At 42.8% G+C, this 25,794-nt stretch carries 25 protein-coding genes and 2 tRNA genes; 1 reads left to right on the top strand and 26 read right to left on the bottom strand.

Annotation, left to right across the window (positions count from 1 at the left end; all coding sequences use genetic code 11):
• Positions 1-91: 91 nt before the first annotated feature.
• The 9 genes from rpsA to parE all read right to left on the bottom strand — a co-directional run bounded on the left by rpsA (position 92) and on the right by parE (position 10,224).
• The gene (rpsA, locus tag LIZ08_RS09155) at positions 92-1,291 is read right to left on the bottom strand and encodes a 30S ribosomal protein S1 (RefSeq protein WP_003011990.1); all 1,200 of its coding nucleotides are present in this window, start codon (positions 1,289-1,291) and stop codon (positions 92-94) included.
• 168 nt (positions 1,292-1,459) lie between these two features.
• Positions 1,460-1,531: transfer RNA gene (locus tag LIZ08_RS09150), tRNA-Gln, on the bottom strand.
• 9 nt (positions 1,532-1,540) lie between these two features.
• Positions 1,541-1,621: transfer RNA gene (locus LIZ08_RS09145), tRNA-Tyr, on the bottom strand.
• Between the two features lie 52 nt (positions 1,622-1,673).
• Positions 1,674-1,904, bottom strand: a complete 231-nt coding sequence (locus tag LIZ08_RS09140; RefSeq protein ID WP_003003589.1) for a DUF2969 domain-containing protein — start codon at positions 1,902-1,904, stop codon at positions 1,674-1,676.
• Between the two features lie 235 nt (positions 1,905-2,139).
• Positions 2,140-3,162, bottom strand: a complete 1,023-nt coding sequence (locus LIZ08_RS09135; RefSeq protein WP_155199562.1) for a branched-chain amino acid aminotransferase — start codon at positions 3,160-3,162, stop codon at positions 2,140-2,142.
• A gap of 175 nt (positions 3,163-3,337) precedes the next feature.
• Entirely contained in the window at positions 3,338-5,791 is a 2,454-nt protein-coding gene (gene parC / locus LIZ08_RS09130) for a DNA topoisomerase IV subunit A (RefSeq protein WP_227038721.1), read from the bottom strand.
• 171 nt (positions 5,792-5,962) lie between these two features.
• Positions 5,963-6,781 (bottom strand): aminoglycoside 6-adenylyltransferase, encoded by an 819-nt coding sequence (locus LIZ08_RS09125; RefSeq protein WP_227038720.1) that lies wholly within the window; start codon positions 6,779-6,781, stop codon positions 5,963-5,965.
• On the bottom strand, positions 6,771-7,283 hold the full coding sequence (locus LIZ08_RS09120) for a hypothetical protein (protein ID WP_227038719.1): 513 nt from the start codon (positions 7,281-7,283) through the stop codon (positions 6,771-6,773). The genes LIZ08_RS09125 and LIZ08_RS09120 overlap by 11 nt, the downstream gene beginning before the upstream one ends.
• Positions 7,284-8,274: 991 nt before the next feature.
• A complete protein-coding gene (parE, locus tag LIZ08_RS09115) occupies positions 8,275-10,224 on the bottom strand; it encodes a DNA topoisomerase IV subunit B (protein ID WP_227038718.1) in 1,950 nt (649 codons plus the stop codon).
• Positions 10,225-10,411: 187 nt separating this feature from the next.
• Between parE and plsY the strand changes: the two genes are divergently transcribed.
• Complete coding sequence (gene plsY / locus LIZ08_RS09110; RefSeq protein WP_031576989.1) at positions 10,412-11,056, top strand: glycerol-3-phosphate 1-O-acyltransferase PlsY; 645 nt, start codon at positions 10,412-10,414, stop codon at positions 11,054-11,056.
• Between the two features lie 58 nt (positions 11,057-11,114).
• On the opposite strand, the gene LIZ08_RS09105 is transcribed toward plsY, so the two are convergent.
• The 17 genes from LIZ08_RS09105 to LIZ08_RS09025 form a co-directional block, all read right to left on the bottom strand.
• Positions 11,115-11,525 carry a hypothetical protein gene (locus LIZ08_RS09105; RefSeq protein WP_070665881.1) on the bottom strand — a complete coding sequence of 137 codons (411 nt, stop codon included), beginning with the start codon at positions 11,523-11,525 and terminating at the stop codon, positions 11,115-11,117.
• Positions 11,526-11,581: 56 nt separating this feature from the next.
• Complete coding sequence (locus LIZ08_RS09100; RefSeq protein WP_070450129.1) at positions 11,582-11,947, bottom strand: hypothetical protein; 366 nt, start codon at positions 11,945-11,947, stop codon at positions 11,582-11,584.
• A gap of 99 nt (positions 11,948-12,046) precedes the next feature.
• Positions 12,047-12,832, bottom strand: coding sequence for an L-threonylcarbamoyladenylate synthase (locus LIZ08_RS09095; RefSeq protein WP_003003291.1), 786 nt, complete (start codon positions 12,830-12,832; stop codon positions 12,047-12,049).
• A gap of 98 nt (positions 12,833-12,930) precedes the next feature.
• Entirely contained in the window at positions 12,931-13,521 is a 591-nt protein-coding gene (gene leuD / locus LIZ08_RS09090) for a 3-isopropylmalate dehydratase small subunit (protein WP_227038717.1), read from the bottom strand.
• Positions 13,522-13,532: 11 nt separating this feature from the next.
• Complete coding sequence (gene leuC, locus LIZ08_RS09085; RefSeq protein ID WP_227038716.1) at positions 13,533-14,915, bottom strand: 3-isopropylmalate dehydratase large subunit; 1,383 nt, start codon at positions 14,913-14,915, stop codon at positions 13,533-13,535.
• A gap of 24 nt (positions 14,916-14,939) precedes the next feature.
• Positions 14,940-15,218, bottom strand: a complete 279-nt coding sequence (locus LIZ08_RS09080; protein ID WP_129299307.1) for a DUF1294 domain-containing protein — start codon at positions 15,216-15,218, stop codon at positions 14,940-14,942.
• Position 15,219: 1 nt separating this feature from the next.
• Complete coding sequence (gene leuB / locus LIZ08_RS09075) at positions 15,220-16,257, bottom strand: 3-isopropylmalate dehydrogenase (protein WP_049473039.1); 1,038 nt, start codon at positions 16,255-16,257, stop codon at positions 15,220-15,222.
• A 12-nt stretch (positions 16,258-16,269) separates the two neighbouring features.
• Positions 16,270-17,832 (bottom strand): 2-isopropylmalate synthase, encoded by a 1,563-nt coding sequence (locus LIZ08_RS09070; protein WP_227038715.1) that lies wholly within the window; start codon positions 17,830-17,832, stop codon positions 16,270-16,272.
• A 285-nt stretch (positions 17,833-18,117) separates the two neighbouring features.
• On the bottom strand, positions 18,118-18,750 hold the full coding sequence (locus LIZ08_RS09065; RefSeq protein WP_227038714.1) for a YpmS family protein: 633 nt from the start codon (positions 18,748-18,750) through the stop codon (positions 18,118-18,120).
• The gene (locus tag LIZ08_RS09060) at positions 18,719-19,561 is read right to left on the bottom strand and encodes an SGNH/GDSL hydrolase family protein (RefSeq protein WP_227038713.1); all 843 of its coding nucleotides are present in this window, start codon (positions 19,559-19,561) and stop codon (positions 18,719-18,721) included. Before LIZ08_RS09060 ends, LIZ08_RS09065 begins: the two co-directional genes overlap by 32 nt.
• Before the next feature lie 14 nt (positions 19,562-19,575).
• Positions 19,576-20,844: a dihydroorotase gene (locus tag LIZ08_RS09055; RefSeq protein WP_227038712.1), complete on the bottom strand. Its 1,269-nt coding sequence runs from the start codon at positions 20,842-20,844 to the stop codon at positions 19,576-19,578.
• An 11-nt stretch (positions 20,845-20,855) separates the two neighbouring features.
• Complete coding sequence (locus tag LIZ08_RS09050; RefSeq protein WP_003003493.1) at positions 20,856-21,320, bottom strand: NUDIX hydrolase; 465 nt, start codon at positions 21,318-21,320, stop codon at positions 20,856-20,858.
• A 9-nt stretch (positions 21,321-21,329) separates the two neighbouring features.
• The gene (locus tag LIZ08_RS09045) at positions 21,330-21,983 is read right to left on the bottom strand and encodes a uracil-DNA glycosylase (RefSeq protein ID WP_227038711.1); all 654 of its coding nucleotides are present in this window, start codon (positions 21,981-21,983) and stop codon (positions 21,330-21,332) included.
• A gap of 130 nt (positions 21,984-22,113) precedes the next feature.
• Positions 22,114-23,619, bottom strand: coding sequence for a glycosyltransferase family 39 protein (locus tag LIZ08_RS09040; RefSeq protein WP_227038710.1), 1,506 nt, complete (start codon positions 23,617-23,619; stop codon positions 22,114-22,116).
• A 274-nt stretch (positions 23,620-23,893) separates the two neighbouring features.
• Positions 23,894-24,391, bottom strand: coding sequence for a hypothetical protein (locus tag LIZ08_RS09035; protein WP_227038709.1), 498 nt, complete (start codon positions 24,389-24,391; stop codon positions 23,894-23,896).
• Positions 24,392-24,464: 73 nt separating this feature from the next.
• Positions 24,465-24,956 (bottom strand): DUF3592 domain-containing protein, encoded by a 492-nt coding sequence (locus tag LIZ08_RS09030; RefSeq protein WP_227038708.1) that lies wholly within the window; start codon positions 24,954-24,956, stop codon positions 24,465-24,467.
• A 56-nt stretch (positions 24,957-25,012) separates the two neighbouring features.
• Positions 25,013-25,612, bottom strand: a complete 600-nt coding sequence (locus LIZ08_RS09025; RefSeq protein ID WP_227038707.1) for a hypothetical protein — start codon at positions 25,610-25,612, stop codon at positions 25,013-25,015.
• Positions 25,613-25,794 lie beyond the last annotated feature (182 nt).

Below are 25,794 nucleotides of genomic sequence, written 5' to 3'. Positions count from 1 at the left end.
CGTAGTAGAGCCCACTCAACCACTGCGTCTTGCTCGACAATCCAAAAACAATTAAAGAGGCTAGGACTTTGGTCCCAGCCTCTTTTGAATATTACAATTCGATATCGCCAAACAAGTCAGCCATTGAGAATCCAGTTTGAGTTTCTGGAAGATCAAAGTCGCGTTTTTCTTGTTTTGGACGACGTGGGCGAGATTGACGTTTTTCTTGTTTTTCGCCTTCTTCTTGAGCTGGACGTTCTTCAAGAGCTTTGATAGAAAGTGATACACGTTCATCTGCAGCATTTACTTCAAGAACTTTAACAGTTACTTCTTGTCCAACTTTAAGAACATCTTTTGGATTTTCAACACGTTTGTGTGAAATTTGTGAGATGTGTACAAGTCCGTCGATACCTGGCAATACTTCAACGAATGCACCGAAGTCAGTCAAACGTTTAACAGTTCCTTCGATAACATCACCAGCAGCCAATTTTTGTTCAACGCCATCCCAAGGTCCAGGTGTTGTAGCTTTCAATGAAAGTGATACACGACCTTCTTCTTCGTTCAAGTCAAGAACTTTCACTTGGATTTCTTCACCAACAGTTACAACTGATTTAGGTGATACGTTGCGTTCGTGTGACAATTCTGTCAAGTGAACCAATCCATCAACACCACCAAGGTCAATGAAAGCACCGAAGCTTGTGATACGTGCAACTTTACCAGTTACGACATCACCAACGTTCAATTTACCAAATACTTCTGCGCGTGCTGCAGCTGATTCAGCTTCAACAACTTCACGACGTGAAAGGATAAAGCGGTTTTCTTTTGGATCTACTTCTTTGATTTTAGCATCAAATTCTTGACCTACGAAACGTTCAGTGTTACGTACAAAACGAGTATCAAGCATTGAAGCTGGAATAAATCCACGAAGTCCTTCAAATTCTACTGAAAGTCCGCCTTTAACAGCGCGAGTTCCTTTAACAGTAACAACTTCTTCTTCACGTCCAACCAATTTGTCCCATGCTTTGCGAGCTTCCAAACGTTTTTTAGATACAAGGTAAGTTACTGTATCAGTATCTTTACCAACTACTTGACGAAGAACAAGCAATTCAAGTGTTTCACCTGGTTTTACCAAGTCGTTGATGTCAGCATCACGATCGTTTGTCAATTCGCGAAGAGTCAAGACACCTTCGACACCAGTTCCAGAGATTGCAACGTTAGCTTGGTTCGCGTCAACTGTCAATACTTCAGCAGTAACAACGTCACCTGGTTCAACTTGGCTAACACTGTTTAGCAAATCTTCAAATTCATTCATCTAAAAAATCCTCCAACAATCAAGTTTTCTAAAACTTGACATACTTATAATTATTTTTCCTAAGCAAGCACTCGCAATGAGATCAACTACAATCTTTAACGACTCATCCTATAAAGAAATAAAATACCTGGATAGATATTTTATCACTTATCTGATATTACCTAAGAACTGGGGTAGCTGGATTCGAACCAACGCATGAGGGAGTCAAAGTCCCTTGCCTTACCGCTTGGCTATACCCCATGAATGAAATGGAGAGAGAGGGATTCGAACCCCCGAACCCGAAGGAGCGGATTTACAGTCCGCCGCGTTTAGCCTCTTCGCTATCTCTCCATATAAATCAACAGGATCTATTATACCATTGATTTATTATGATTGCAAGCCCTTATTTATTCAAATTATAATTTTCTATTAAAATTTCAACGGCTTTTTCAAGTTTTTTGTAAAGAGAATCCACATTTCCATTTTTGATGATGGCAAATTGACCAGCCATGTCTGCAATTTCACCAATCGTTTTCTTTCCAATGGACAAAGTGAAACCATCAAAAGTGTCTTTTCCGACGGTTACTTTACTATCAACGATTTGAATCTCAATTTTCTTATCTTTTTTACTCATTTCAACCCTCTTTTCACTTTTTCTATTTTACAAAAATTCTCTTGATGACGCAAGAGAAAAGGGAGTGGGTCAGAAAGAATTTAGTTAGAAATTCCTTCTTTATCCCACCCCCGCAAGAGTCATTCGGCACTCTTCTATTCCTAAAAGCGAATGAAGTGAAACATTAGCTACTGCGTCTTTTCGTTAAGACTCGTTCTCATTGAAGTCTGGCCACTTTGTTACAGACGCTTTCGGTTTAATCGACTTTGAAAATCCATCCTTCTGGTGCTTCGACATCACCAAATTGGATACCGGTCAACTCGTCATAAAGCTTCCGTGTGACAGGACCTACTTCTGTTTCAGAATAGAAGACATGGAAGTCATCCCCATGTTGAACGCCTCCGATCGGAGAGATGACAGCAGCGGTACCACAAGCTCCTGCTTCTACAAAGCGATCCAAGTCATTGATAAAGACATCCCCTTCAATTGGTGTCATACCAAGACGGTGTTCTGCCAAGTAAAGCAAAGAGTACTTGGTGATAGATGGCAAAATAGACGGACTCAATGGTGTCACAAATTCGTTATTAGCAGTGATACCAAAGAAGTTTGCAGAACCAACTTCTTCAATCTTGGTGTGAGTCGCTGGATCGAGATAAATCACGTCAGAGAAGTTACGATCATGCGCAATCTTACCTGGCAACATACTTGCTGCATAGTTCCCACCAACTTTTGCAGCCCCTGTACCATGTGGTGCAGCACGGTCATACTCATCTTGAATCAAGAAGTTCGTTGGGACCAAACCACCTTTAAAGTAGTTACCGACAGGCATTGCAAAGATGGTAAAGATATACTCATCTGCAGGTTTTACGCCAATAATATCTCCAACACCGATCAAAAGAGGACGAAGGTAAAGGGTAGCTCCTGTACCATACGGTGGTACATACTCTTCATTTGCTTTTACAACTGCCTTACAAGCATCCACAAACATATCCGTTGGAACTTGAGGCATCAGCAACCGATCAGCCGTGCGTTGCAAGCGTTTAGCATTTTCATCTGGACGGAACAATTGGACGCTTCCATCTTTTGTACGGTAGGCTTTCAACCCTTCAAAGGCTTGCTGACCGTAATGCAAACTTGGAGAAGATTCGGACAAATGCAAAGTCGCATCTTCTGTCAATTCCCCTTTTTCCCAAGCTCCATTGCGATAATGTGCCAAATAGCGATAGGGTAATTTCATATATGAAAAGCCAAGGTTTTCCCAATCAAGTGATACTGTCATGATCGTGCTCCTTTTAATTCTTTCTATTCCTTGTCGATCTGATGCAGGTCGATTCAGTTTCTCAATCTATGTACACTATTGTACACCATTTCATGAGAATTTCAAGTGATATTTTCAATTTTCAGAAAATTTATTTTTAAAGAAAGTCAGTCCTAGAATGGACCGACCCCTTCTTTTACTTGATAGTGGCTGAAAAAACTTCTTGATCCGAAATGGTATCATTGACAAAGGATCCATTGCTTGTTCTTTCAGAAATGCTTAATTGTGTCAAATCAACCTCGGTCACCTGTCCAGTGGTAGAGGTAATAGCAAGAATTTGATCTTGCTCTCCTACTTCTTCCTGGCTCGTAAAGAGATCAAAATCTCCTTGGTCCGTGAAAACTGGACCTGCCTTGAAGACTCGGTGTGGTTTAGACTTCAGTTCACGTAAGACTTGAAGTCCGCGTTTAGCTCGGCTGGTAACAGGAATATCGTCCTGGGACATCCGTTTCAGACTGCCTCGCTGGGTCAGAATGTACATGCTTGGAGTCGTTGACTTAAAGACGGCTACCACTTGATCTCCATCTTTCAGGTTAATAGCTTTGACCCCTGCTGCTTTAGCACCAACTACCGGCACCTCTTCAATATTGAAGCGCAGACCATAGCCATTTTGGGTAATGATCATGATGTCCTCGAGGACAACTGGTGCAACCGCTACGATACGGTCCTCTTGGTCTTTCAGCTTAGCGTACTTCGTTGATTTGGAGCGGTAGGTCCGCCATGGGCTCAATTCCTTGCGTTCAAAGCGCTTGATTTGTCCTTGTTGGGTAGCTGCAAAGTAGGTCACACCTTCAAACTGATCCACAATCTCCGCAAAGAGAATTTCTTCCTCTTGCTCGAAATTGGTCAAGGTCTGACTGAGGTGCTCGCCGATATCCTTCCACTTGGTATCTGTCAATTCGTGAATTGGTCGATAAATGGCATTCCCCAAGTTGGTAAAGAGTAAGAGGTGCTGAGTGGTCTTAGCAGGCTCTACAAAAATCAACTCATCATCGTCTCGCTTACCGACTTCTTCCAGTGTTGAGGCATTGAAAGAACGAGGCGAGGTTCGTTTGATATATCCAGCACGGGTTACGCTGACGAAGGTTTCCTCTTCAACAATGAGACTGGCTGTATCAATCTCAATCGTTTTAGCAGTGTCTTGCAATTCACTACGACGCGGATTACCAAAGAGCTTCTTGACTTCACGCAATTCCTTCTTCATGAGATTGAACATGGTCCGTTCGTCCCCAATGATGGCTGCCAAGGTCGCGATTTGCTCCTTGAGACTGGCATGCTCTTCTTCCAAGGTCACGATATCGGTATTGGTCAAGCGGTACAATTGCAAGGTAACAATAGCTTCTGCTTGTTCTTCCGTGAAATCGTAGCTGACCTTGATGTTTTCCTTAGCATCTGCCTTATTATCAGAAGCTCGGATCAAGGCAATGACTTCATCAAGGATAGAAATGACGCGGATCAAGCCCTCTACGATATGGAGGCGTCGTTCTGCCTTTTCCTTATCAAAGCGCGAGCGAGCGACAATGATATCCCGACGGTGTGCAATGTAGCTAGAGAGAATCGGTACAATCCCCACCTGACGTGGTGTGTAGTTGTCAATTGCCACCATATTGAAGTTGTAGTTGACCTGCAAATCCGTATACTTGAACAAGTAGTTCAAGATCAAATCTGCATTGGCATCTTTCTTCAACTCAATCGCAATGCGAAGACCATCTCGGTCAGACTCATCCCGAACTTCTGCGATACCAGCCACCTTGTTGTTAACACGGACATCGTCGATCTTCTTGACCAAAACAGCCTTGTTAATCTCATAAGGGATTTCGGTGACAACGATTTGCTGCTTACCGCCTTTGAGCTGCTCGATCTCTGTTTTAGAGCGGACAACCACCCGGCCCTTACCAGTTTCATAGGCTTTCTTGATCTCATCCCGTCCCTGGATAATGGCACCCGTTGGGAAATCAGGCCCAGGCAGAAACTCCATGAGCTTGTCTACCTTGGCAGATGGATGGTCGATCATGTAGACCACGGCATCGATGACTTCAGCAAGGTTGTGTGGTGGAATATCTGTCGCATAACCAGCTGAAATCCCTGTTGCCCCATTGACCAAGAGATTTGGAAAAGCGGCAGGTAAAACCGTTGGCTCTTTTTCCGTATCGTCAAAGTTCCAGGCAAATGGTACTGTGTTCTTTTCGATATCTTGCAGGAGATAGCCCGCAATTTCAGACAAGCGCGCTTCGGTATAACGCATGGCTGCTGGTGGATCACCGTCCATGGAACCATTGTTTCCGTGCATTTCCACAAGGATCTCACGGTTCTTCCAGTCCTGAGACATGCGGACCATGGCATCATAGATGGAAATGTCCCCGTGAGGGTGGAAATTCCCCATGATATTACCGACAGACTTGGCAGACTTACGGTAACCCTTGTCATGGGTATTGCCATCCTTATTCATAGAATAAAGAATCCGCCGTTGAACAGGTTTCAAGCCATCCCGAATATCAGGAAGAGCCCGTTCTTGAATAATGTATTTGGAGTAGCGACCAAAGCGCTCCCCCATGATGTCCTCTAGGGACATATTTTGAATATTAGACATAAGATACAAAGCCCGTAAAATGCTAAGGAAAATAGAAAATTTATCTTTTTCACACAGCGCTTAGGGCGTGTTCAACTCCTTTCAAAGAATGTTGAGTAGTCTTTTATATATAGAGGAATTCAGTTACACCAAGTAACCAAACGTTCCTTTCTGATGTTTAAAATAAATTCATTAATGATTCGAAAGTTTCTCTTTAGCATAAGAAGTTATTTTCTCTGCAACTTCCATATCGTAAGTAAATCCCATCTTTTGGGCCAGAAATTGAGCTTCTCGATCGAATCCCTTCATGGTAGAAAATAAAGACTGAGTGATTTTATCGAAACTAGATAAATCAAGTAAAGCTGAGAACTCCTTCTCTTGCTCAGCTGGAAGGTACTGGAAGAGGTACTTGTAGTTCTTTCCGATGTCAACTACTCCCTTATCGCTTGTCACCTGCCAAGCTAAGACCTTGAGGAGTTCTTGCTGACAAATGCCATAGAGGTGATCGGTCGCATAGATAAGCTGATTTCTTCGAATGGCCTTGACAACATAAGCCGATACCCACCAAAATTCATTGCAGGATGCTGCAAATTCCTCTTCAGTAGGAGGAGCGGTCCAGTAGCGCTTGGAATTAGGCTGATAGGCTTCAAATAAGCCTTTGTCGTCCTTTATAACTTCAAAATTTGCTTCGCTGTCCACCCACTCTTGAATGTGCTCCTTGGGACAGAGGGTCAAATCGATACGGTTGCCGTCTTCAAAGAGCGTGAGGTAAAGACGACGGTGTCCAAGGACATTGTGCTGTTCAATCAGCCGTATTCCAAACTGGTCTAGCCAAGATAAATCAGATATCAAGTCCTCCAGATTCTCAACAATATAAACCACATCATAATCTTGAAACTCATCTCTTAGAGAGTGGATATCGGATCGCGAACCGGATAAGGCCACTGCTTCCACTTGCAGGGATTCAGCTATCTGCAAGATCAGGTCCATCATTTCTGTCTCAGTTCTCATCTTCTACTCCTTCACCGCTATAGGATGCTTGGAATTGTTGGTCTTTGTCTAAATAAAGATAAAGAGATGGGAGAAAGAATCCAATCAATATAGCTACTTCTAGCAGTCGCATGCGACCTAAATTAGTCATAAAGTGCTCACTAGGAGTACAAAAAGCAATCCAACTGGCAACTAGATAATAGGAGACAATGCCAATTACTTTCCACACTCTATCCTTATAGACAAGATAGAGACGAATTCCACTATAAAGAAGCGCTATAAGCAACAAGGGATAACAGAAAAATAAGAGAACAGCTCCAACTTCCAAACTTGTCGCAGTATCCTGAAATTTTATTAACCCGTGTTCATATATTGTCAGACATAGCATAATAGGAAAAAAGAGACCAAAAAATGGTTTTTTCCTTTTATCTAATTGCCTTTCAATAAATAAAGCAATAGCCAAAGCAATCAATGGGAGTACAAAACTAAGAGACATACTAATCATAAATAATAAATCATTCATTTCACACCTTCTTACGATTCTGGCTAATGATCAAAAATATGGCTGGCAAATAAGATAGAAAAAGAGACAGGAACATTGACCTTATCATCATGCTTCGGTGTTGCAAAAACTCTTCCGGTATACTAGCCATAACCCTGTAAAAAAGGACCGCACTTACTAGATAAGCGAAGATGATCAGGATGATTTTCCATCCATATTTAGGAAAAATTGAAAATAATCGTATGACGTGATAAAGCAAGGCAATTACCACCAAGGGAACACCTAGGACTATTACCATTAGTTGAACAGCAAAGACTATTAGCATGAAGGGAAGAGCCCTCTCAACAACGTCGAATGAATCAAATTGTACGACACAATAAGTCATGACTGTTAAACAAATTGGATAATACAAGCCATAAAAATTTTTCTTTTTCCAATTCATCCAAAAGGCAATGAAGATGGATAGAAACAAGACAATATACAATTGGTAAAAATGATTGAATGTAGTAATTAAAAAATCCATAATTTTTCCCTTCCTAGCTAACTTCTATTGATCTCGGTCGAAAAAGTAGAGATAAATAGGAGGAAGATAGGAGACCAGAATCATCGAAAAAATGACTACGTAAATGAAATGATCGATCTGAAATACGAATTCCACATATATGGCCAAGGCACCTACAAGCAGGGGACCCAAAATATAGGATATAAAAATCAATAATGCCTTCCAGATTTTTTTCTGATAGACGAAACACAAACGAATCAGTGTAAAGATTAAGGATCCAATTATCAAGGGAAATCCATATAAAAACATGAGAATGCCCGCTTCTAAAGCACCGGATTCTGGGAGCCTAATATTGGATTCTAGTACCTTAAGCATACATAGAGTAAAGACTACCGGTGCAAACAACCCTAATAGTCTAATTCTTCGACGATTCATGTTAATTGCAAGATAAATGGAGGACAAAAAGACTAACAAAATAAAACCTATGTATAGAGCCATCACTCGCACTCCTTAAAACGCTGTCGTTTCTTCCAAAGTAAACTTAACGTTATCTTCAATCCATTGACGACGTGGTGCCGCCTTATCTCCCATGAGGACGGAGACACGGCGTTCTGCACGCGCTAGATCATCAATGGTGACACGGATCAAGGTACGAGTTTCTGGATTCATGGTGGTTTCCCAAAGCTGATCCGCATTCATTTCCCCTAACCCTTTGTATCGTTGAAGGGTCGCTCCACGGCCAAAAGTCCGACGCAACTCTTCTAATTCGCTATCTGTCCAAGCATAGGCTACTTCTTCTTTCTTGCCTTTGCCTTTCGACATCTTATAAAGAGGAGGAAGCGCAATGTAGACGTGTCCAGCTTCTACCAAAGGGCGCATATAGCGATAGAAGAAGGTTAAGAGGAGGGTTTGAATGTGGGCTCCATCCGTATCCGCATCGGTCATGATGATGATCTTATCGTAGTTAGTATCTTCCACTGAGAAATCTGCCCCAACTCCAGCACCGATGGTGTAAATCATGGTGTTGATTTCCTCGTTCTTGAGGATATCACTCATATTGGCCTTCTCAGTATTGAGCACCTTCCCACGAAGGGGAAGAATCGCTTGGAACTTCCGGTCCCGTCCTTGTTTGGCAGAACCGCCGGCTGAGTCTCCTTCGACCAGATAGAGTTCATTTTTCTTAGGATTTTTAGACTGGGCTGGTGTCAATTTACCTGACAAAAGTCCCTTGTCCTTTTTGCTCTTCTTGCCATTTCGGCTTTCATCCCGCGCTTTTCGAGCGGCTTCACGCGCATCCCGAGCTTTAATAGCCTTTCGAATCAGATTAGAGGCTAACTCCCCATTTTCCATGAGGAAGAAGGTCAATTTATCCGAAACAATGCTATCTACTACCGGACGAGCCAAGGGACTTCCTAATTTGTCTTTGGTTTGTCCTTCAAACTGCAAATGGGCCTCTGGAACCAAGATCGAAAGAACAGCTGACAAACCTTCGCGGTAGTCTGATCCTTCCAGATTCTTGTCTTTTTCTTTGAGGAGTCCTGTCTTTCTTGCATAGTCGTTCATAGCCTTGGTAATGGCTGTCTTCAGACCTGTCTCGTGGGTTCCCCCATCTTTGGTGCGGACATTATTAACGAAGGACAAGATATTATCTGAGTAGCCATCATTGTATTGCATAGCCACTTCTACCTGGAAACCATCTGATTCGCCACTAAAGTAGAGAACAGGTGTCAAAGTTTCCTTGTCTTCGTTCAAGTACTCTACGAAATCTTGGACACCATTTTCATAATGAAAGGCCACATGGTTGTCTTCTTCCTTGCGGAGATCGGTCAGCGTCAGCGTCACGTCCTTCAGCAAGAAGGCTGATTCTTTGATTCGCTCAGCAATGGTATTGAATTTGAAATCCGTCGTTGAAAAGATGGTTGGATCTGGCATGAAGGTGACCTTGGTCCCTGTCTTAGACTTGGGAGCAGAGCCAATCTTTTCAAGGGTCGTAACTGGTTTTCCCCCATCTTCAAAACGTTGCTTGTAGACAGCTCCATCACGGGTAATTTCTACCTCTAGCCAGCTAGAAAGGGCATTGACGACAGAAGATCCCACTCCGTGAAGACCTCCAGATGTCTTATAGCCTCCTTGACCAAACTTCCCTCCGGCGTGGAGGACTGTAAAGATCACCTCAACGGTTGGTTTACCCATAGCATGCATCCCGGTCGGCATTCCACGTCCCTGGTCTTCTACCGATAGAGAACCATCTTTATTAATCGTTACATCGATTTGTGATCCAAAGCCAGACAAGGCTTCATCGACCGCATTATCCACAATCTCCCAGACCATGTGATGCAAGCCATTTCCGTCGGTCGATCCGATATACATCCCTGGACGTTTACGGACTGCATCCAACCCTTCTAGTACCTGAATGGCATCGTCATTATAATTATTAATATTGATTTCCTTTTTTGCCACAAGGAACCTCCTGTTTGTTCATCTTTTCTATATTACAGTTTTTTAGGAAATTTTGCAAAATTTTTTCTCTTTATATGGAGATTTCTATATCCCAGTAAAAAATGTTAGCTGAGAACTTTCTTCAGATGTCACACTTGAACTCCAGAAATTGCTTTTTCTATCGATGGCTTTTTGATATAATGAAACTATGATAAAAGAAATAAGTGTTTTAATTTTGGCCTATCTGTTAGGCTCCATTCCTTCGGGATTATGGATTGGGAAAATTTTTTTCCATATTAATTTACGGGAACATGGCTCGGGCAATACTGGAACGACCAATACCTTTCGGATTTTAGGAAAGAAAGCTGGGATCATTGTCTTTGCGATTGATTTCTTAAAAGGAACTTTGGCCGTTCTCCTTCCGACTTTCTTTGGAATTCAGGGGATCTCGCCAATGGTCTTTGGCCTCTTAGCTGTATTGGGGCACACTTTCCCAATTTTTGCTGGATTCAAGGGTGGAAAGGCAGTGGCGACGAGTGCTGGTGTCTTACTTGGTTTCTCGCCTATCCTGCTACTCATTTTAGCAGTTTATTTTGTAGCCAGCCTGTATTTAACCAGTATGATTTCGTTTTCGAGTGTTACCGTTGCGCTACTCGCCATTCTTTCGGTCCTCCTTCTTCCTTTGACTGGATGGATCTTGCACAGCTATGATCCACTTTTTACAATCATTGTCTTGGCACTAGCGACCTTGATCATTCTTCGTCACAAGGACAATATCCAACGGATCAAAGAGAAAAAAGAAAATCTCATCCCTTGGGGAAAGAATATCACCCATCAACAACCAAAAAACTAGAGCAAGCGCTCTAGTTTTTTTTGGTTGGATCCCCCTTATACTTTTGAACAGATCCTCATTATAATGCATCGACTAGGTCCATCAGTATTTCCATAGGAGTTTTTTTCCTACGACCATTAACAGTTTCGATCATGTGATACACTTTTAAACGATTGTCATTGCTAAAGACAAATTCAAAGCGGAATTCGCGTCCGTTGGGTGCCACTGTATCAAATTTCGTTTTATATTTATCATGAACGGGGCTAACTGGAAACTTATTGAAGAGCAAGCGTCGTTTCTCCCCTGCTTCTTTCAAACAGTTTTCTAGTTCTTGACAATAGTTATAAAACAGCTGATAGAGGTCTTCTTCTGAAATTCTTCTTCTCCGAACTAATGATGTAAAATCCGAAAAATTTCTGCGCGGGATGTCAATACTAAATGAGAAGCCCTCCTGATTGATTCTTTCTAAAAATGCATCTCTTGAAATCATAGAACCACTCTTTCTTTTGTCAATCTAACGTAAACAATGATTGTTTCTATTCATAGTTAATCCATTATGTAATCAAGCAGGTCCATCAAGGTTAGTTTCTTACGACCATTGACAGTCTCAAATAAATTATAAACTCTTAGTTCTTGGTTCTTTTTGAAAGCAAACTCAAAGCGAAACTCCCGACCATTGCATGCAGCTACATAAAATCCAGTCTGATACTTCCTCTTATCCGCTACTACTTTCATTTGCCGGTGTTCTACCTCTCTACAAAGTAAAAGAAAAATCTGATAGAGTTGCTCCTCAGAGAGCCTTTTTCTCCAAACCAATGACTTGAAGTTATTGTACCGCCACCATGGGATTTGGATGTTGAAGGAAAAACCTTCCTGATTGGCTTTGTCGATAAATGCTTTTCTGGAGACCATACTAACTCCTCTTCTAATGGAACATCGTTTGACTCTATTATACCATCTTTTAACCTTTCACAAAAACAGCATCCCAAATGGAATGCTTTTTTCTGTTTCTTAATAGTATTCCCCTTGGCGGTAGTTCCAAGAGTTGAAATGATCAGATAAGTGCATCATGATCTTATCGATATCCAATCCTTTACGGATGACAACTGGACAAGTATTGACAGAACGGCTACCTGCTCCTTGTTCTGGAATCAGTTTTCCTTCGGCATCAACCATAGAGACCATCACACCTTGTTCATAGCGAGTTTCAATGGTCTTGTCTGGTTGGATAGAAGCTACATAATCATCTGCTTCGATGACCAAGTCCACGGCACCTTCGATACGTTCACCGATTCCTTCGACCTTCCCGCGGTTTCCTTTACCGGAAGGGTTGGCTGAAGAAGCGTAAACCATCTTACCTTCTTTTTCCCACATTTCTTTGGCAATTTGCTCACCAGCTTTACCAAATTTGATGACAAAGCATGAAGTTCCACGAACGTCTGTCATGAGTTCTTCACGTCCATCTCCGAAGGCTTGCAATTTTGCATAGGCATCTTCACGCCAAGGAAGGATACAACCAAGCAAGATATCTTCATCCCAATGTTTTTGGTAGAAGGCTTCGATTTCAGGATTCAATTGCGCAAGGGCACGAAGTTCGTCCATGCTTCCGCAAAGAACCACACCTGGTTTGTTGCGGTTGCGTTCTTTGGCTTCGAATTTACGTTCCAAGCCAGCCTTGTCACTGGTCATGATGATATAGCCAACTTTGGTAGGGCAGACGATACAGCCACCCTCTCCTTTAAGAATATCAAATCCTTCTTGTGAAAGTTGTCCGTCCCATTGAATGTGTTTTGTCATAAGTCTCTTTCCTTTTCTATTCTTTTTAGTATTGTATCAAAAAATAGTCTCAAATTCAATATATTTTCAGAAAATTCGTAATTCGGTATACAATTTTATCATTGCCAGTAAGCTGGCCGGTTCTTCTCATAAGCTGCGATCAAGTCTTCGTACTGAAGCGTAATCCCGATATCATCCAAGCCGTTGAGCAATTTGTGCTTCCAATCTTGATCGATCTCAAAGTGAAACTCTCCAACAGGCGAGAGGATCTTCTGCTCTTCCAAATCCACCGTCACTGGATCTGTCGGCTTCAAACTTGCCAATTTTTGACGAACCTCTAGTGGTTGGACAATCGGCAGCATGCCATTATTGAGCTCATTATTGTAATGGATATCTCCGAAGGATCCGGCGATAACGACTTTAAAGCCATAATCAGCTAAAGCCCAGGCTGCGTGTTCCCGAGAGGAACCAGCACCAAAATTGTCACCAGTAATCAAAATGGTCGCCTTGCGGTATTCTGGCTTGTTAAAGATAAAATCTGGATCCTCAGTATATTGGTCATCCAAATAGCGCCAAGCATACATGAGGTATTTCCCAAAACCTTTCTTATCAATCAACTTCAAGAATTGCTTGGGGAGGATTTGGTCGGTATCAATATTATCGTTCATCAAAGGAACTGTAGTTCCCGTATAAATGGTAAATTTCTCCATGCTTCCTCCTTTTACTTGACTTCTGGCATTTGGCGCACATCGACAAAGCGACCGGCGATTGCTGCTGCAGCGGCCATTGCTGGGCTACAGAGATGAGTTTTAGCCCCAAATCCTTGGCGGTCTTCAAAGTTCCGGTTGCTAGTAGAGGCACAGTGGACGCCATCTGGAACCTTGTCCGGATTCATTCCTAGACACATGGAGCATCCTGGATCACGCCATTCAAAGCCTGCATCCATAAAGATTTTATCCAAGCCCAACTTTTCGGCGGCTTGCTTAACCGGACGAGAGCCAGGGACCACAATAGCAGTTAAGTTTGGCGCAATTTTTTTGCCTTTCACAAACTTGGCTGCCAACTCCAAATCGCTGAGACGCGCATTGGTACAAGAACCGATAAAAATATAGCCTAATTCAATGTCTGCTGGTTTTTGGCCAGGTTCTAGATCCATATAATGATAAGCCCGTTCATCATTCATGTCGCGAATCTCTGGAAAAGGAGTCTCGAAGTCCACTCCCATAGAAGGATTGGTCCCCCAAGTCACCATCGGAGCAAGATCAGATACATCCAAACGGATGACCTTATCATAAACAGCATCGTCATCACTAACCAGAGTCTTCCAATCAGCTACTGCGGCCTCAAAATCATCTGGCACACATTCGCGTCCCCGGAGGTAGTCAAAGGTCGTCTCATCTGGATTCATGATCCCCATTTTGGACCCAAACTCGATCGACATATTGCAGATAGTCATGCGTTCTTCCATGGTCAAGCGATCAATTGCTTCTCCCCGATACTCTACGACATAACCAACTCCACACGCAACACCATAACGCGCTATCAAAGCTAAGATGTAATCTTTTGAATAGATCCCTTTTTGTGGGGTACCTGTGAATTCGACCAACATCTTCTTTGGTTTGACTTGCCAGATGGTTTGGGTGGCAAAGACATGTTCTACTTCACTGGTTCCAATCCCAAAGGCAATGGCACCGAAGGCTCCGTGGGTTGCGGTGTGACTGTCTCCACAGACAATAAATTTTCCTGGCTGGGTCCGACCAGTTTCTGGGCCTATCATATGCACGATTCCTTGCTTAGCAGAACCGTGACCTGCATGATCAATCCCAAATTCCACCACATTCTCAGCTAATTTATCAATCTGGGCTTTTGAAATCACATCTCGAATATCAAAAATATTGACCGTTGGAACATTGTGATCAAAGGTTCCAAAGGTTAAATCGGGTCGTCGAACCTTGCGTCCTGCATCCCGTAATCCTTGAAAGGCTTGCGGACTCGTCACTTCGTGGATATAGTGTTGGTCCACATACATGAGTTGGGGTTGCCCTTCCACTCCTGTAATCACGTGGCGGTCCCAAAGTTTATCAAAGATAGATTTTCCACTCATCATCTTTCTCCATTTATCTTCTTGTTAGGAAATCCATTGAAGGATTAGAAAGAGGGCACCTGCTAAAAGTAGGCTACTGCCCCACCATGTGGCTTGAAAATACCATTTCCGCACCTTGTGGTGAAAGAGATATCCACCTAGTAGAGCTCCGAATCCACCAAGCACCCAGCTCTCGAGTAACAGGACCTTTTCAGGAATCCGCCACCTCTTTTGGATAGCTTTTCGTTTATCTAAACCATAGGTCAGAAATACGATACTATTCCAAATAGCAATAACAACTAAACAGCGATCTCTCCATGTCATCTTAGAGATTCCCAATAATGGCTGCAGTCATCTCTGCAGTAGAAGCCTGACCACCTAGATCCCGTGTCAAGATTCCTTGATTCAAGGTTTGATTGACAGCTTCTTCGATCATTTCTGCACCTGCTGTTTCTCCAAAACTGTCTCGGAGCATCATAGCAACGGACAGGATCATGGAAATCGGATTGGCAATGCCTTGACCAGCAATATCAGGTGCTGAACCATGAATCGGTTCGTACATACTTGGTCCTTGGTCAGAATGACTAGCAGATGGCATCACGCCTAGTGTTCCTGGAAGGACGCTGGATTCATCAGATAAGATATCTCCGAATAGATTCTCTGTCACTACAACATCAAAGCGGGCTGGATTGGTAATCATGATCATGGCCGCACTATCGACAAGCTGGTGCTCTAAGGTCACATCTGGAAATTCTTTGGCAACTTCTTCTGCCACTTGACGCCACAATTTAGAAGTTGCAAGGACATTTTGCTTATCGATACTGGTCACTTTCTTGCCACGTCCTTGGGCGATCTTGAAGGCTTGGCGCATAATCCGACGGATTTCTTCTGCACTGTAATCATTGATATCGCGTGCTGTATCTTCTTTCAAGATATGCTCTCCAAAGTAAATCCCACCTGTCAATTCTCGCACGACCACGAAATCGACCCCCTCGATACGCTCTGGTTTCAAAGGAGACAAGTGTTTCAAGGCATCAAAAATCCGTACAGGACGAATATTGGCAAATAGATTTAACTCCTTACGAATAGCGAGCAGGCCTTGTTCTGGACGAACAGGAGCATTGTCATACTCAGGACTCCCGATGGCTGCGAGAAGAATAGCATCCGCTCCTTTAGCTGCTTTTAGAGTATCTTGGGGAAGTGGGTGGCCAGCGGCATCAATCCCAGCACCCCCAAAAGGTTTGTCTTCAAGACTATAATCAAAGCCGATTTTGGGAGCGACGGCTGCGAGGACCTCTAGTCCAGCTGCCATGATCTCAGGGCCAATCCCATCTCCTGCAAGTGTTACAATTTTCTTTGTCATGTTCATTTCCTCTTAGTCTTGTGGAAGGTCACGGTAGGAGACAGCTCGTCCCATCTCACCCGCATTCTCTTTTTGAACCAGCGTGTTGGCATTGATATAAGCAATGGCAGAGGCTTTCAATACGTCAAAGTCCAAACCAGAGGCATTGAAAATCGTATCTGTATCGACATTTTCCACGGATACCAAGACACGGGCTTGGGCATCAATCCCATCTGTCACTGCATCGATATTGTATGAGGTCAAGCGAACAGTTTGGTTGAAGAATTTATCAATCGCATTAAAGATCGCTTCAACCGACCCTTGACCATTGGCAAGGAACTCAAGCACTTCCCCTTCTTCATTGCGGAGGCTAACCGCTGCTGTAATCGTTTCGTCTGCATTGGTTGTCAAGCGAAGATCGTTAAATTGGAATCCTTCTGGATTTTCCACTGCTGTACCGGCAACAAGGGCGCGGATATCGGCATCTGTGATCTCGTGTTTCTTGTCTGCCAGAGATTTGAACTTAGCAAACAATGGCTTGATATCTTCTTCTGTGAAATCCAGTCCCAACTCATGCAGTTTTTCGACAAAGGCATGGCGACCAGACAATTTTCCAAGAGGGAGACTATTGCTCTTAACACCCACCAACTCAGGCGTGATGATTTCATAGGTAAGAGGATTTTTAAGAACTCCATCTTGGTGGATCCCAGACTCGTGTGAGAAGGCATTGCTACCAACAACCGCCTTGTTTTTAGGAATTGGAATACCAGAGTAACGAGAGACCAACTCAGAAGTATTGATAGTTTCATTAAGGACAATTGGACTTTCCACCTGGTAATAGTCTTCACGGATATTGAGAGCAACCGCTACTTCTTCAAGCGCCGCATTGCCGGCCCGCTCCCCGATCCCATTAATGGTTCCTTCGACACGACGGGCACCATTTTTAACAGCAGCGAGACTATTTGCCACGGCCATACCTAGGTCATCATGGCAATGAGGGGAATAGATAATCTCGCGGTCTGTCTTGACATGGTCAATCAAGTATTTGAAAATGGCACCGTACTCTGCTGGTGTCGTAAAACCGACTGTATCAGGAATGTTGATATAGCTGGCACCAGCATCGACTGCAGTCTGTACGACTTGCAAGAGGAAATCCAATTCCGTCCGGGTCGCATCTTCGGGAGAGAATTCCACAACCTCAAACTTTGAACGCGCATATGAAACGTGCTCTTTAATGGCCTCAAGAATTTCTTCCTTGGTCTTGTTGAGTTTAAACTCCCGGTGAATGGGACTGGTTGCGATAAAGACGTGAACTTGCGGATACTTGGCATCTTTCAAAGCTTCATAGCAAGCATCGATATCAGATTTGACTGAACGGGCCAAACCTGTCACGGCTGTCTTGGTCAAGGCTTTTGCAATCTCTTGAACAGCTGTGAAGGAATCCGGACTAGCCGCTGGAAAACCTGCTTCAATAGCAGAAATACCCCATTTTTCCAATTGTTTGGCAATAGCAATCTTTTCTTTGATAGAAAAATTAACTCCCGGAGTCTGTTCACCATCCCGAAGGCTGGTATCTAAAAATTCAACTTTACGCATAGGGTCTCCTCATTTCTATGTAGTGGATATAAAGAAAAACATCTCACTCGGTCAACCAAGCGAGATGTTTTTGCCCGCTTGGTAAGCCAAACAGGACTAATGCTTCTGCACTAGCCCTTATACCTCAACAACAAAGCAAATTGAATAAACTTAGCTGTTTTCATGTTTGACTTTCTCCTTTGTTCAATGTCTTGTTTAGTATTTTAGCATAGGGAAAAAACAATGTCAAGAATTTTCTGTAATATTCTGAATTTTTTGAATAGAAACAAAATATCCCCTTTTGCCCTACTTCTTCTGATACAAATCAAAAACGATCTTGTCATTATAGAGATCAATGGTATTGGCCTTGACATAGATTCCAAAGTCATTATCAATTTCAGGTAATACAATGGTGATGGTAGACTCTTTTGGCGAAATCTGGATAAAATCTGGGATATTTTTATTTTTGTTCAAAAGCCGCAAAACCATTTTTTGAGGAATTTGAAAGGTACCGACTGAAAAATCCTTTACTGTTAAGAGAATATTCCCGTTTTCTAACTTGGATGGTTGAAAGTAAATGTATAAGGGATAATCCTTCCCTAAGAGACTCAACTGCCCTTCTAATAGGATTTGCTGATTGTCTGCATAGACCTTGTAGTCGGACAGCTTATATTTTTTCAGAAGCGATTTGATGGTGTCATTGAGTTGATCTCGAGTCGTTGTCATGGTTCCAACTTTGACATCTTTGGTGCCAACTGATTGATGAAGCTGGCTAACATCTTCTCTTGGCGTCGCTAAGCGTCCTTGCACAACTAAAGCGAAGGCTAAGAGAAGGCTGACTAAACCTAAAAATAACCATTTCCAAATATTGATTTTTTGAAGGAAGGGGACCTTCTCGTTGATGGGATTATTTTTGACTCCAAGTTTTCTTCGTGGCATTGATTTTCTCCAATATTGCTTGTTTTATCTTTTCATAGCCCGTATTGTTGGGGTGAAAACTATCCTCTTCATACAGGGCATCATTGATAACGGTTGTCTTCCCGTCACTGACTTCTGATACGCCCATTTTGCCATCAATTCCTTTATAGAGTAGGTCATTGATCGGGACGAAATAGACCAGATCAAATTGCGCGATGGTTTCTTCCGTCCTCTCATTCCAACGATCGACAGCCGTCTGGATATTAGTTAATTCAGGAAAATTCAGGTAAAGAGGATTGTAGATCCCCACTACATAAATGGGAAGATGGGGATTGTCCTTTCTGGCCTTTGTAATAATTTCTTTGAGGTTCGCTGTATAATTCTTGAGCGGCTTTTGGATATCCGATAGGGAAAAGTCACTCAGATGATCGACAACGACTTTGCGCAGGTCATTTCCCCCAACCGTTAAGGTCATGACACGCGCCTTTTTGAGATCCTTCTGAAGATCTGTTTGCTTCTTGAGTCGATCTAAGATCTGAGCACTTGTATTCCCAGCTACTCCATAGTTGACAGGCTGGTACTGACCGTCATTTTCATTGGATAGGCTTTGGGCAAGAATGGGCACGAAGCCCCCTTGCTTGGTGCTATCCCCTACTCCTTCAGTCAGTGAATCCCCTAGAGCTACATAAGTATAGGTGATTTCTTTCGCAGCCGTTTTGGGCTTGGTCATACGAGGGGATGCAGTTGGTAGCAGAGCACGAAATAGAAAGACAAAGACAAGAAGGCTGGTTATAAAGAAAACCAAGCCTTGCATCATTTTTTTAAGATTCATATGAATACGATCACTTATCCTTGAAAAATCACTTGTCCATCACAGATCGTATAAGCAACTTTTCCTTTTAATGTTTCACCTACAAATGGTGAATTGCCTGCTTTTGAAGCGAAATGATCCGATACCAGACGATCTGCTTCTGGATCAAAGATGGTTAAATCTGCCGGTCCATCCACTGCGATATAGCCAGCATCAAAATCATAGAGACGTGCTGGATTATAGGACATCTTTTCTAGCAATTGCATGAGGCTCAAATGTCCTGCATGGACCAAGTAGGTCAAACCAAGAGAAAGTGAGGTTTCAAGACCGGTCATTCCAGATGGTGCCTTGGTAATATCAGGAACATTCTTCTCATCCGCATGGTGAGGCGCGTGATCTGTCGCAATTACGGATATGACGCCTGACTTCAAGCCTTCAATCACTGCTAGGCGGTCAGATTCCAAGCGAAGAGGTGGGTTCATCTTGGCATTGCTTCCCTTTGTTAAGAGGAGACTCTCGGTTTTCGAAAAGTGTTGAGGTGCCACTTCTGCCGTCACATGAGCTCCTAATCCTTGGGCAAATTCTACAACCTTGACACTTTCTTCCTTGGAAAGGTGTTGGATATGAAGGTGGGCACCTGTCGCATGGGCAATCATGGCATCCCGCGCAGCCATCGAGTATTCGGCCACACCCGTCGCTCCACAGACATGGAAATGTTCCTTTGCAATGTTTTCATTCAACCCAAGAATGCCATTCAACTCAGGGTCTTCTTCATGCAAACTAATAAAGGTTCCTAGACGCTTAGCTTCTTCCAAGGCTTCACGGACAACCTTGGTGCTTTGAAGGGGAATCCCATCATCTGAAAAACCAGCCGCACCAGCCTTAAGCAAGCCCTCAAAATCTGTCAGGTGTTGACCGTCAAAATTCTTGGTCACCGTCGCAACCGTATGAATGTGGAGATTTTCCTTGGCTGCAGAAGCTAAGACTTCCTCTAAGGTAGCAATATCTGAAATGGTAGGATTGGTATTGGCCATCATGACCACTCGAGTAAAACCACCCGCAGCTGCGGCTAAGGCACCCGTATGGATGTCTTCTTTATGAGTTTGACCAGGTTCACGGAAATGGACGTGTACATCGATCAATCCAGGAACTACAACCAGACCAGTAGCATCAAGGACTTCTTGTCCATCCGTTGGGAGGTTTTCAGCGATCTCTACGATTTTCTTTCCTTCGATACGAAGATCACAGACTTGATCCAAACCTGTCTTGGGATCCATTACGCGACCATTTTTAATGACAACCATTGCATTCTCCTTTATTCATAAAAATCTACATGCGACTCTAACAAGCGGTCGCCGTCATAGCGAAACATTGCTGAAAAGAAGGGTTTATCCTCCAACAACCACTCGACAAAGGTGTGGTCCCCTTCCCAGGTTGGTTTTGAGAGGACTTGATCATAAGGCACCCACTCCAAGGTTCCTTCGTTACACTCGATCAGTTCTCCCTCAAAATCTGTTACCTTGAAGACATAGGTGTACCAGTCCAAATCTGGAGTAAACTCCGGAAAGGTAATAATCCCTTTCAAAACTGGCTTTGCTCTAAGGCCCGTCTCCTCAAAAATCTCACGCGCAGCACACTCCTGTGGGGTTTCCCCGCGTTCTAATTTCCCACCAACTCCGATCCATTTGCCTTCATGGACATCATTGGGCTTTTTATTGCGATGCAGCATGAGAAATTCTTTCCCATTGTCAATGTAACAAATCGTTGCTAATTGTGGCATTTCTTTCTCCTATCTTAACCAATCAATCGGCTCGCGTCCCGTCTCTTTCAAAAATTGATTGGTTTTTGAAAAGGGTTGGGAACCAAAGAATCCTCGGTAGGCCGATAAAGGACTTGGGTGAGCTGATTCAAGGACCAAATGTCGATCGTTGGTAATCAGAGGCTTTTTCTTACGGGCATAAGATCCCCAGAGGATAAAGACAACAGGCTCCTCCAACTCATTGACCACCTTGATCACAGCATCTGTGAAAGGCTCCCAAATTTGTCCTGCATGGCCATTGGCCTGACCAGCAGGCACCGTCAAGCAGGCATTGAGCAAGAGCACGCCTTGCTCTGCCCAAGAGGTCAGATCATGGGAACGCTTCTCTCCGATATCTGAGCGCAATTCTTTGAGAATATTTTGCAAAGAAGGCGGCGCTGGTACATGATCTGGAACAGAAAAACTTAAGCCCTGCGCTTGATCCGGTCCATGGTAGGGATCTTGCCCTAAGATCAAGACCTTGACCTGATCCATTTCTGTCGTCTGCAAGGCCTTAAAGACCTTGTCACGCGGTGGATAAACCACTCCTTTGCTGTAGACTTCATTCATAAAGTCATTGATCTGGTGAAAATACCCTTCTGGAAGATGGGATTTGATGGCTTCATGCCAGGGTGAATGCTGCATGGAAACTCTCCGCTATCCAATAAATTCTTACCTTCCATTATACCACATTTGGCGCAGATCCACTGGATAAAAAAGAGGCTGGATAATTTTGTCCAACCTCTTTTTCTGCCTGTCAAACAAGCAGGAGCTTTTATGTATTTTCTTTCTTGGTAAATCCTGCTAGACCGATCGAAGCCACTAGCAAAATTTGGGGCAAGAATTGGATGAGGTAGCGGGTCTTCCCACCTTCAAAGATGGTTAAGAAGAGCAAACCACCAAAGACCGCTAAGGAAAGGAAATTGAAGGCATCTGTATCTCGACGCTTGAGATAAGCCCCAACCAAGCCAGCTGACAAGACGATCCAGATCAGCTGTTTCACAAATTCATAATACTTGTACTGTGGGCGATCCGTGCTGAGGAAATAGGTCCGCACCCATTTAGCCAGACTGCTATTTTTGGTGAGTGGAGCATAGAGAGGATTAATATAAGGTGTCTTCTCATACTCTACATCTCGGTAAAGCCAACCTAGGGTCCCTTCTGCTACCGTCAAGGACTGCTTGTAATAGATATGCCCAATCAAACCGAAAGGACCATACTCCTTGAGACGGCGCTTAATTTCTTTGATCACATTTTCTTTCTTAAAGAGACCATTGTTGTAGTCCGAGCGCTTGTCCTCATCGATATAAGCCAGCAAGCCCTCTTTCATATCTTCTTGGTTATGCCCCATATCCGTCAAGCCTAGATTGATAAACAAGAGTGGTCCTTTGGCCAGCCCTTCTTGTTTCAAGATCGGCACAACTCTTTGATGATTGACCGCTGTATTCAATCCTGCAAAGACAAAGCCCGTCATCATTACGGTCACCGTAGCAATCTTGCCAAAGGCCTTCCAGTTTCCTCTAAAGAAGAGGACAGCCCAAAAGGCAATCATGACAATAATCGTCGTTGGACGGATCAACATGGTCACGCCAGATAAAATCCCTAAACCAAACATTTTCTTCCAGGAGGTCCCTGCTTGGTTTTCCTTTAAGAGATCCAAGGCCCACCACAATTGAAGAGCGATCAAAGGAAGCGGAGGAATGTCTGTATACATGGAATAGAAATAAGGCGAGTAACAGATCAAGCTGACATAAAAGAGATAAACTAGATCAGCTGTTTTCTGATTGAAATGCTTCTGAGACAGCTTGTACAAGAGGACGGCACCCAAATTGACATAGAGTATATTGAGAGCCTGCATAACCCACAGACCGCTAGAACCGAATAAAACATAGAAAAATTTCTCGTAAAGAAAGAGCGTAATGTTATTGGGATTGCGACTGAGGTAGTTGGTGATGGAAGATTGTTTAAGAAGATCAAATGCCCCTTTGAAAACAACCGCAGCATCCCGACGGATCAAAAGCTCCGCACAAACCATAAAGATTAACTGACAGATGATCGCGCCAAGCAAGAAGCCTTTTTTATGACGGCTCAACCAAGCAATGGCTCTTTTTACCCCATCGCGTTTCAACCAGGCTAGCAGAAATAGCAATCCAGCACCTAAAATGGCTAACCATGAAATCTCTCTCAGATAGGTCACACTGATCAAGAACCAGTGGACCATCACTAGCAACATGACAACATGAAGCATCCCAAATAGAATACGTTTACTTTTCGATAACATAGGTCCATTATATCAAAAAAACAGCATTTCTGCTGTTTTGGACTGATACGAAATCATTTAGGCTGAGGAATTATCTTTGTTATTTACGATCTTCCTTGAAATCAAACTCTATTTCCCGAGGCTCTGTGAATTCGAGTCCTCTAAAAAATAAGATCACAATTAAATATAAAATCAAGGCCAAAAACAGGCGCATTTGAACAAAATACGCTAAAAACAGGACGAGAGTACTTAAACAAATAAGGGCAAACAATTGACGTTTTCGCATTTTTCGCATTCACCACACCTCGGTTCCATTTGCTGTTTTTTGAAGATACTCTACTGGTTTTATCTGACCAACTAATACGAGTTCTGCTCCATTTTTTTCAACAAAGCGTTTCAACTGTACATATCTGGCAATAGTGACCAACCTTAAAGTGACGATGACAGCAAGAAGAAATATCAGAACGTTCACCACTCCTTCTCTAACATCCAAATCAAGATTCGGTTTTCCAAAGAAAAGGTCCATGGGAAGGATCTTTCTAAATGTTCTTGCTAATAGCAGACCTAGCGGAACACCAATGACGGTCGAAAGATTGTTTGGAGCTTTCTTTGTAAAGACTTTATCTTTAAATGAATAGGTAGTCTGATACACTTTCCGGTATCTATCAAAAGGAATCTTACTATTGCGTTTGATGATGAATTCTTCCCCTTGATCTGTTACCAACAAAAAGAATCCCCATAGAGGCCTTTTCCCATTCAAACTGATATTAAAACATGTTCCTTTTTTGAGCATTGAAAAACCTCTTGTTAAATTAATATTTTAAAAGTGCGTTCAGTTTTTCGTAATTCAGGTAACTGGTAGTAATTCAAAATACCAAAACTAGAATACCTGATAGCACGAGATAGATAATAGCTGTTATAACCATTCCAATTTTATAGAAACCGACTAAGCCGGCATAGCGTTCAACAAAACCAATCTGGGGATCGTCCAGATTATAAAATACTGTCATGGGAGAGCCTATTGGAAAGATCATTCGTAAATCCAGATTTTTACCTGCTCCAAGAACATAGGTTCTATCGAAAACATTGGTTTGTCTTGACTTAGAAGAAGTCTCTCTGAAATAAGCGTAGGTAAAGGTCTTTTGGTATCTTTCGCCCCCGACTTGATACTCCACCACAGGCAGAGAAATAAGCAGTTGATTTTTTGAATCAAAAGCAACGACTTCTCCCATAACATTTGCGGTTGATTCTGTTTTTATCTTCATTTCACGACGATAGAAAGTGTAAAAGATCAGCAGTAGGATCAGAAAAACAAGGGTCAAGATTCCCAAAATAGGCCAGAACACTGTTGGTGTCATTGATTTCTCTCTACTCCTTCACATAAACTATATGCTTCTACTATCAATAAAAATTCTTACTCCCCTCTTTTCAACCAATTTTGCTGTTGTGCCTTTTCAGCAAGGTCTTTTGCTTTGTTGATATCCAGTGATGGCGAATCTGATGGGGTGTTTGATTCGATATCCTCTTTCAATTCTTGTAAGCTTTGAACATCCTGTGGTGTTAAATTAGAGACCGTGCTAGATTCTTTGTCTGTTGAACTTTCCGGAACAGACTGAATCTCGCGATAGGTTTTGATCACTTCAGTTCCTGCATCTGTTGTCGGAAGAGGGCGATAGAACATGAAGAAGCCCATAATGACAATCAGAAGAGCTGTAACCGATACCAAAAACCCTTTCTGCAGATCTTCCACAGGTATTTTAGAATCTTTAGTGGATAATTCCTTCCACTCAGGATGTTCCTCCTCAGCTGCTTTTTTACCATTGAAAACAGGATAAATCAAGGCTTGGTTCATCAAGGTCAGTGCTCCCAAGCACATTAGTAAATATGGAATATGACGTGATTTACTAATGATCACTAAAATCCCTCCTGCAATAGCAATCAATCCAATGATGATATTGACAGTAAACCAGACGCGAACCTGCTTCTTCAATTGCAAATAATGTTCTTTTGTCATTTTTTTCTCCCTTAAATTAGTTTTTATCCTTCCTCTAATGAAAACAATTACTACTATCATACCGGATTTTACTTTGGGTTTCAAGTTAACCACCAACTAGTGAAAAGAGTATAAAAAAGAGGCTGGAACAAAAGTCCTAGCCTCTTAATTATTTTTGGATTGTCGAGCAAGACGCAGTGGTT

It is taken from the genome of Streptococcus sp. 210928-DFI.4.42, from assembly GCF_020554365.1.
Taxonomy (GTDB): Bacteria; Bacillota; Bacilli; order Lactobacillales; family Streptococcaceae; genus Streptococcus; species Streptococcus parasanguinis_S.
The sequence above is the reverse complement of the archived record's forward strand: the minus strand, read 5'-3'. Positions and strand labels throughout refer to the sequence as shown.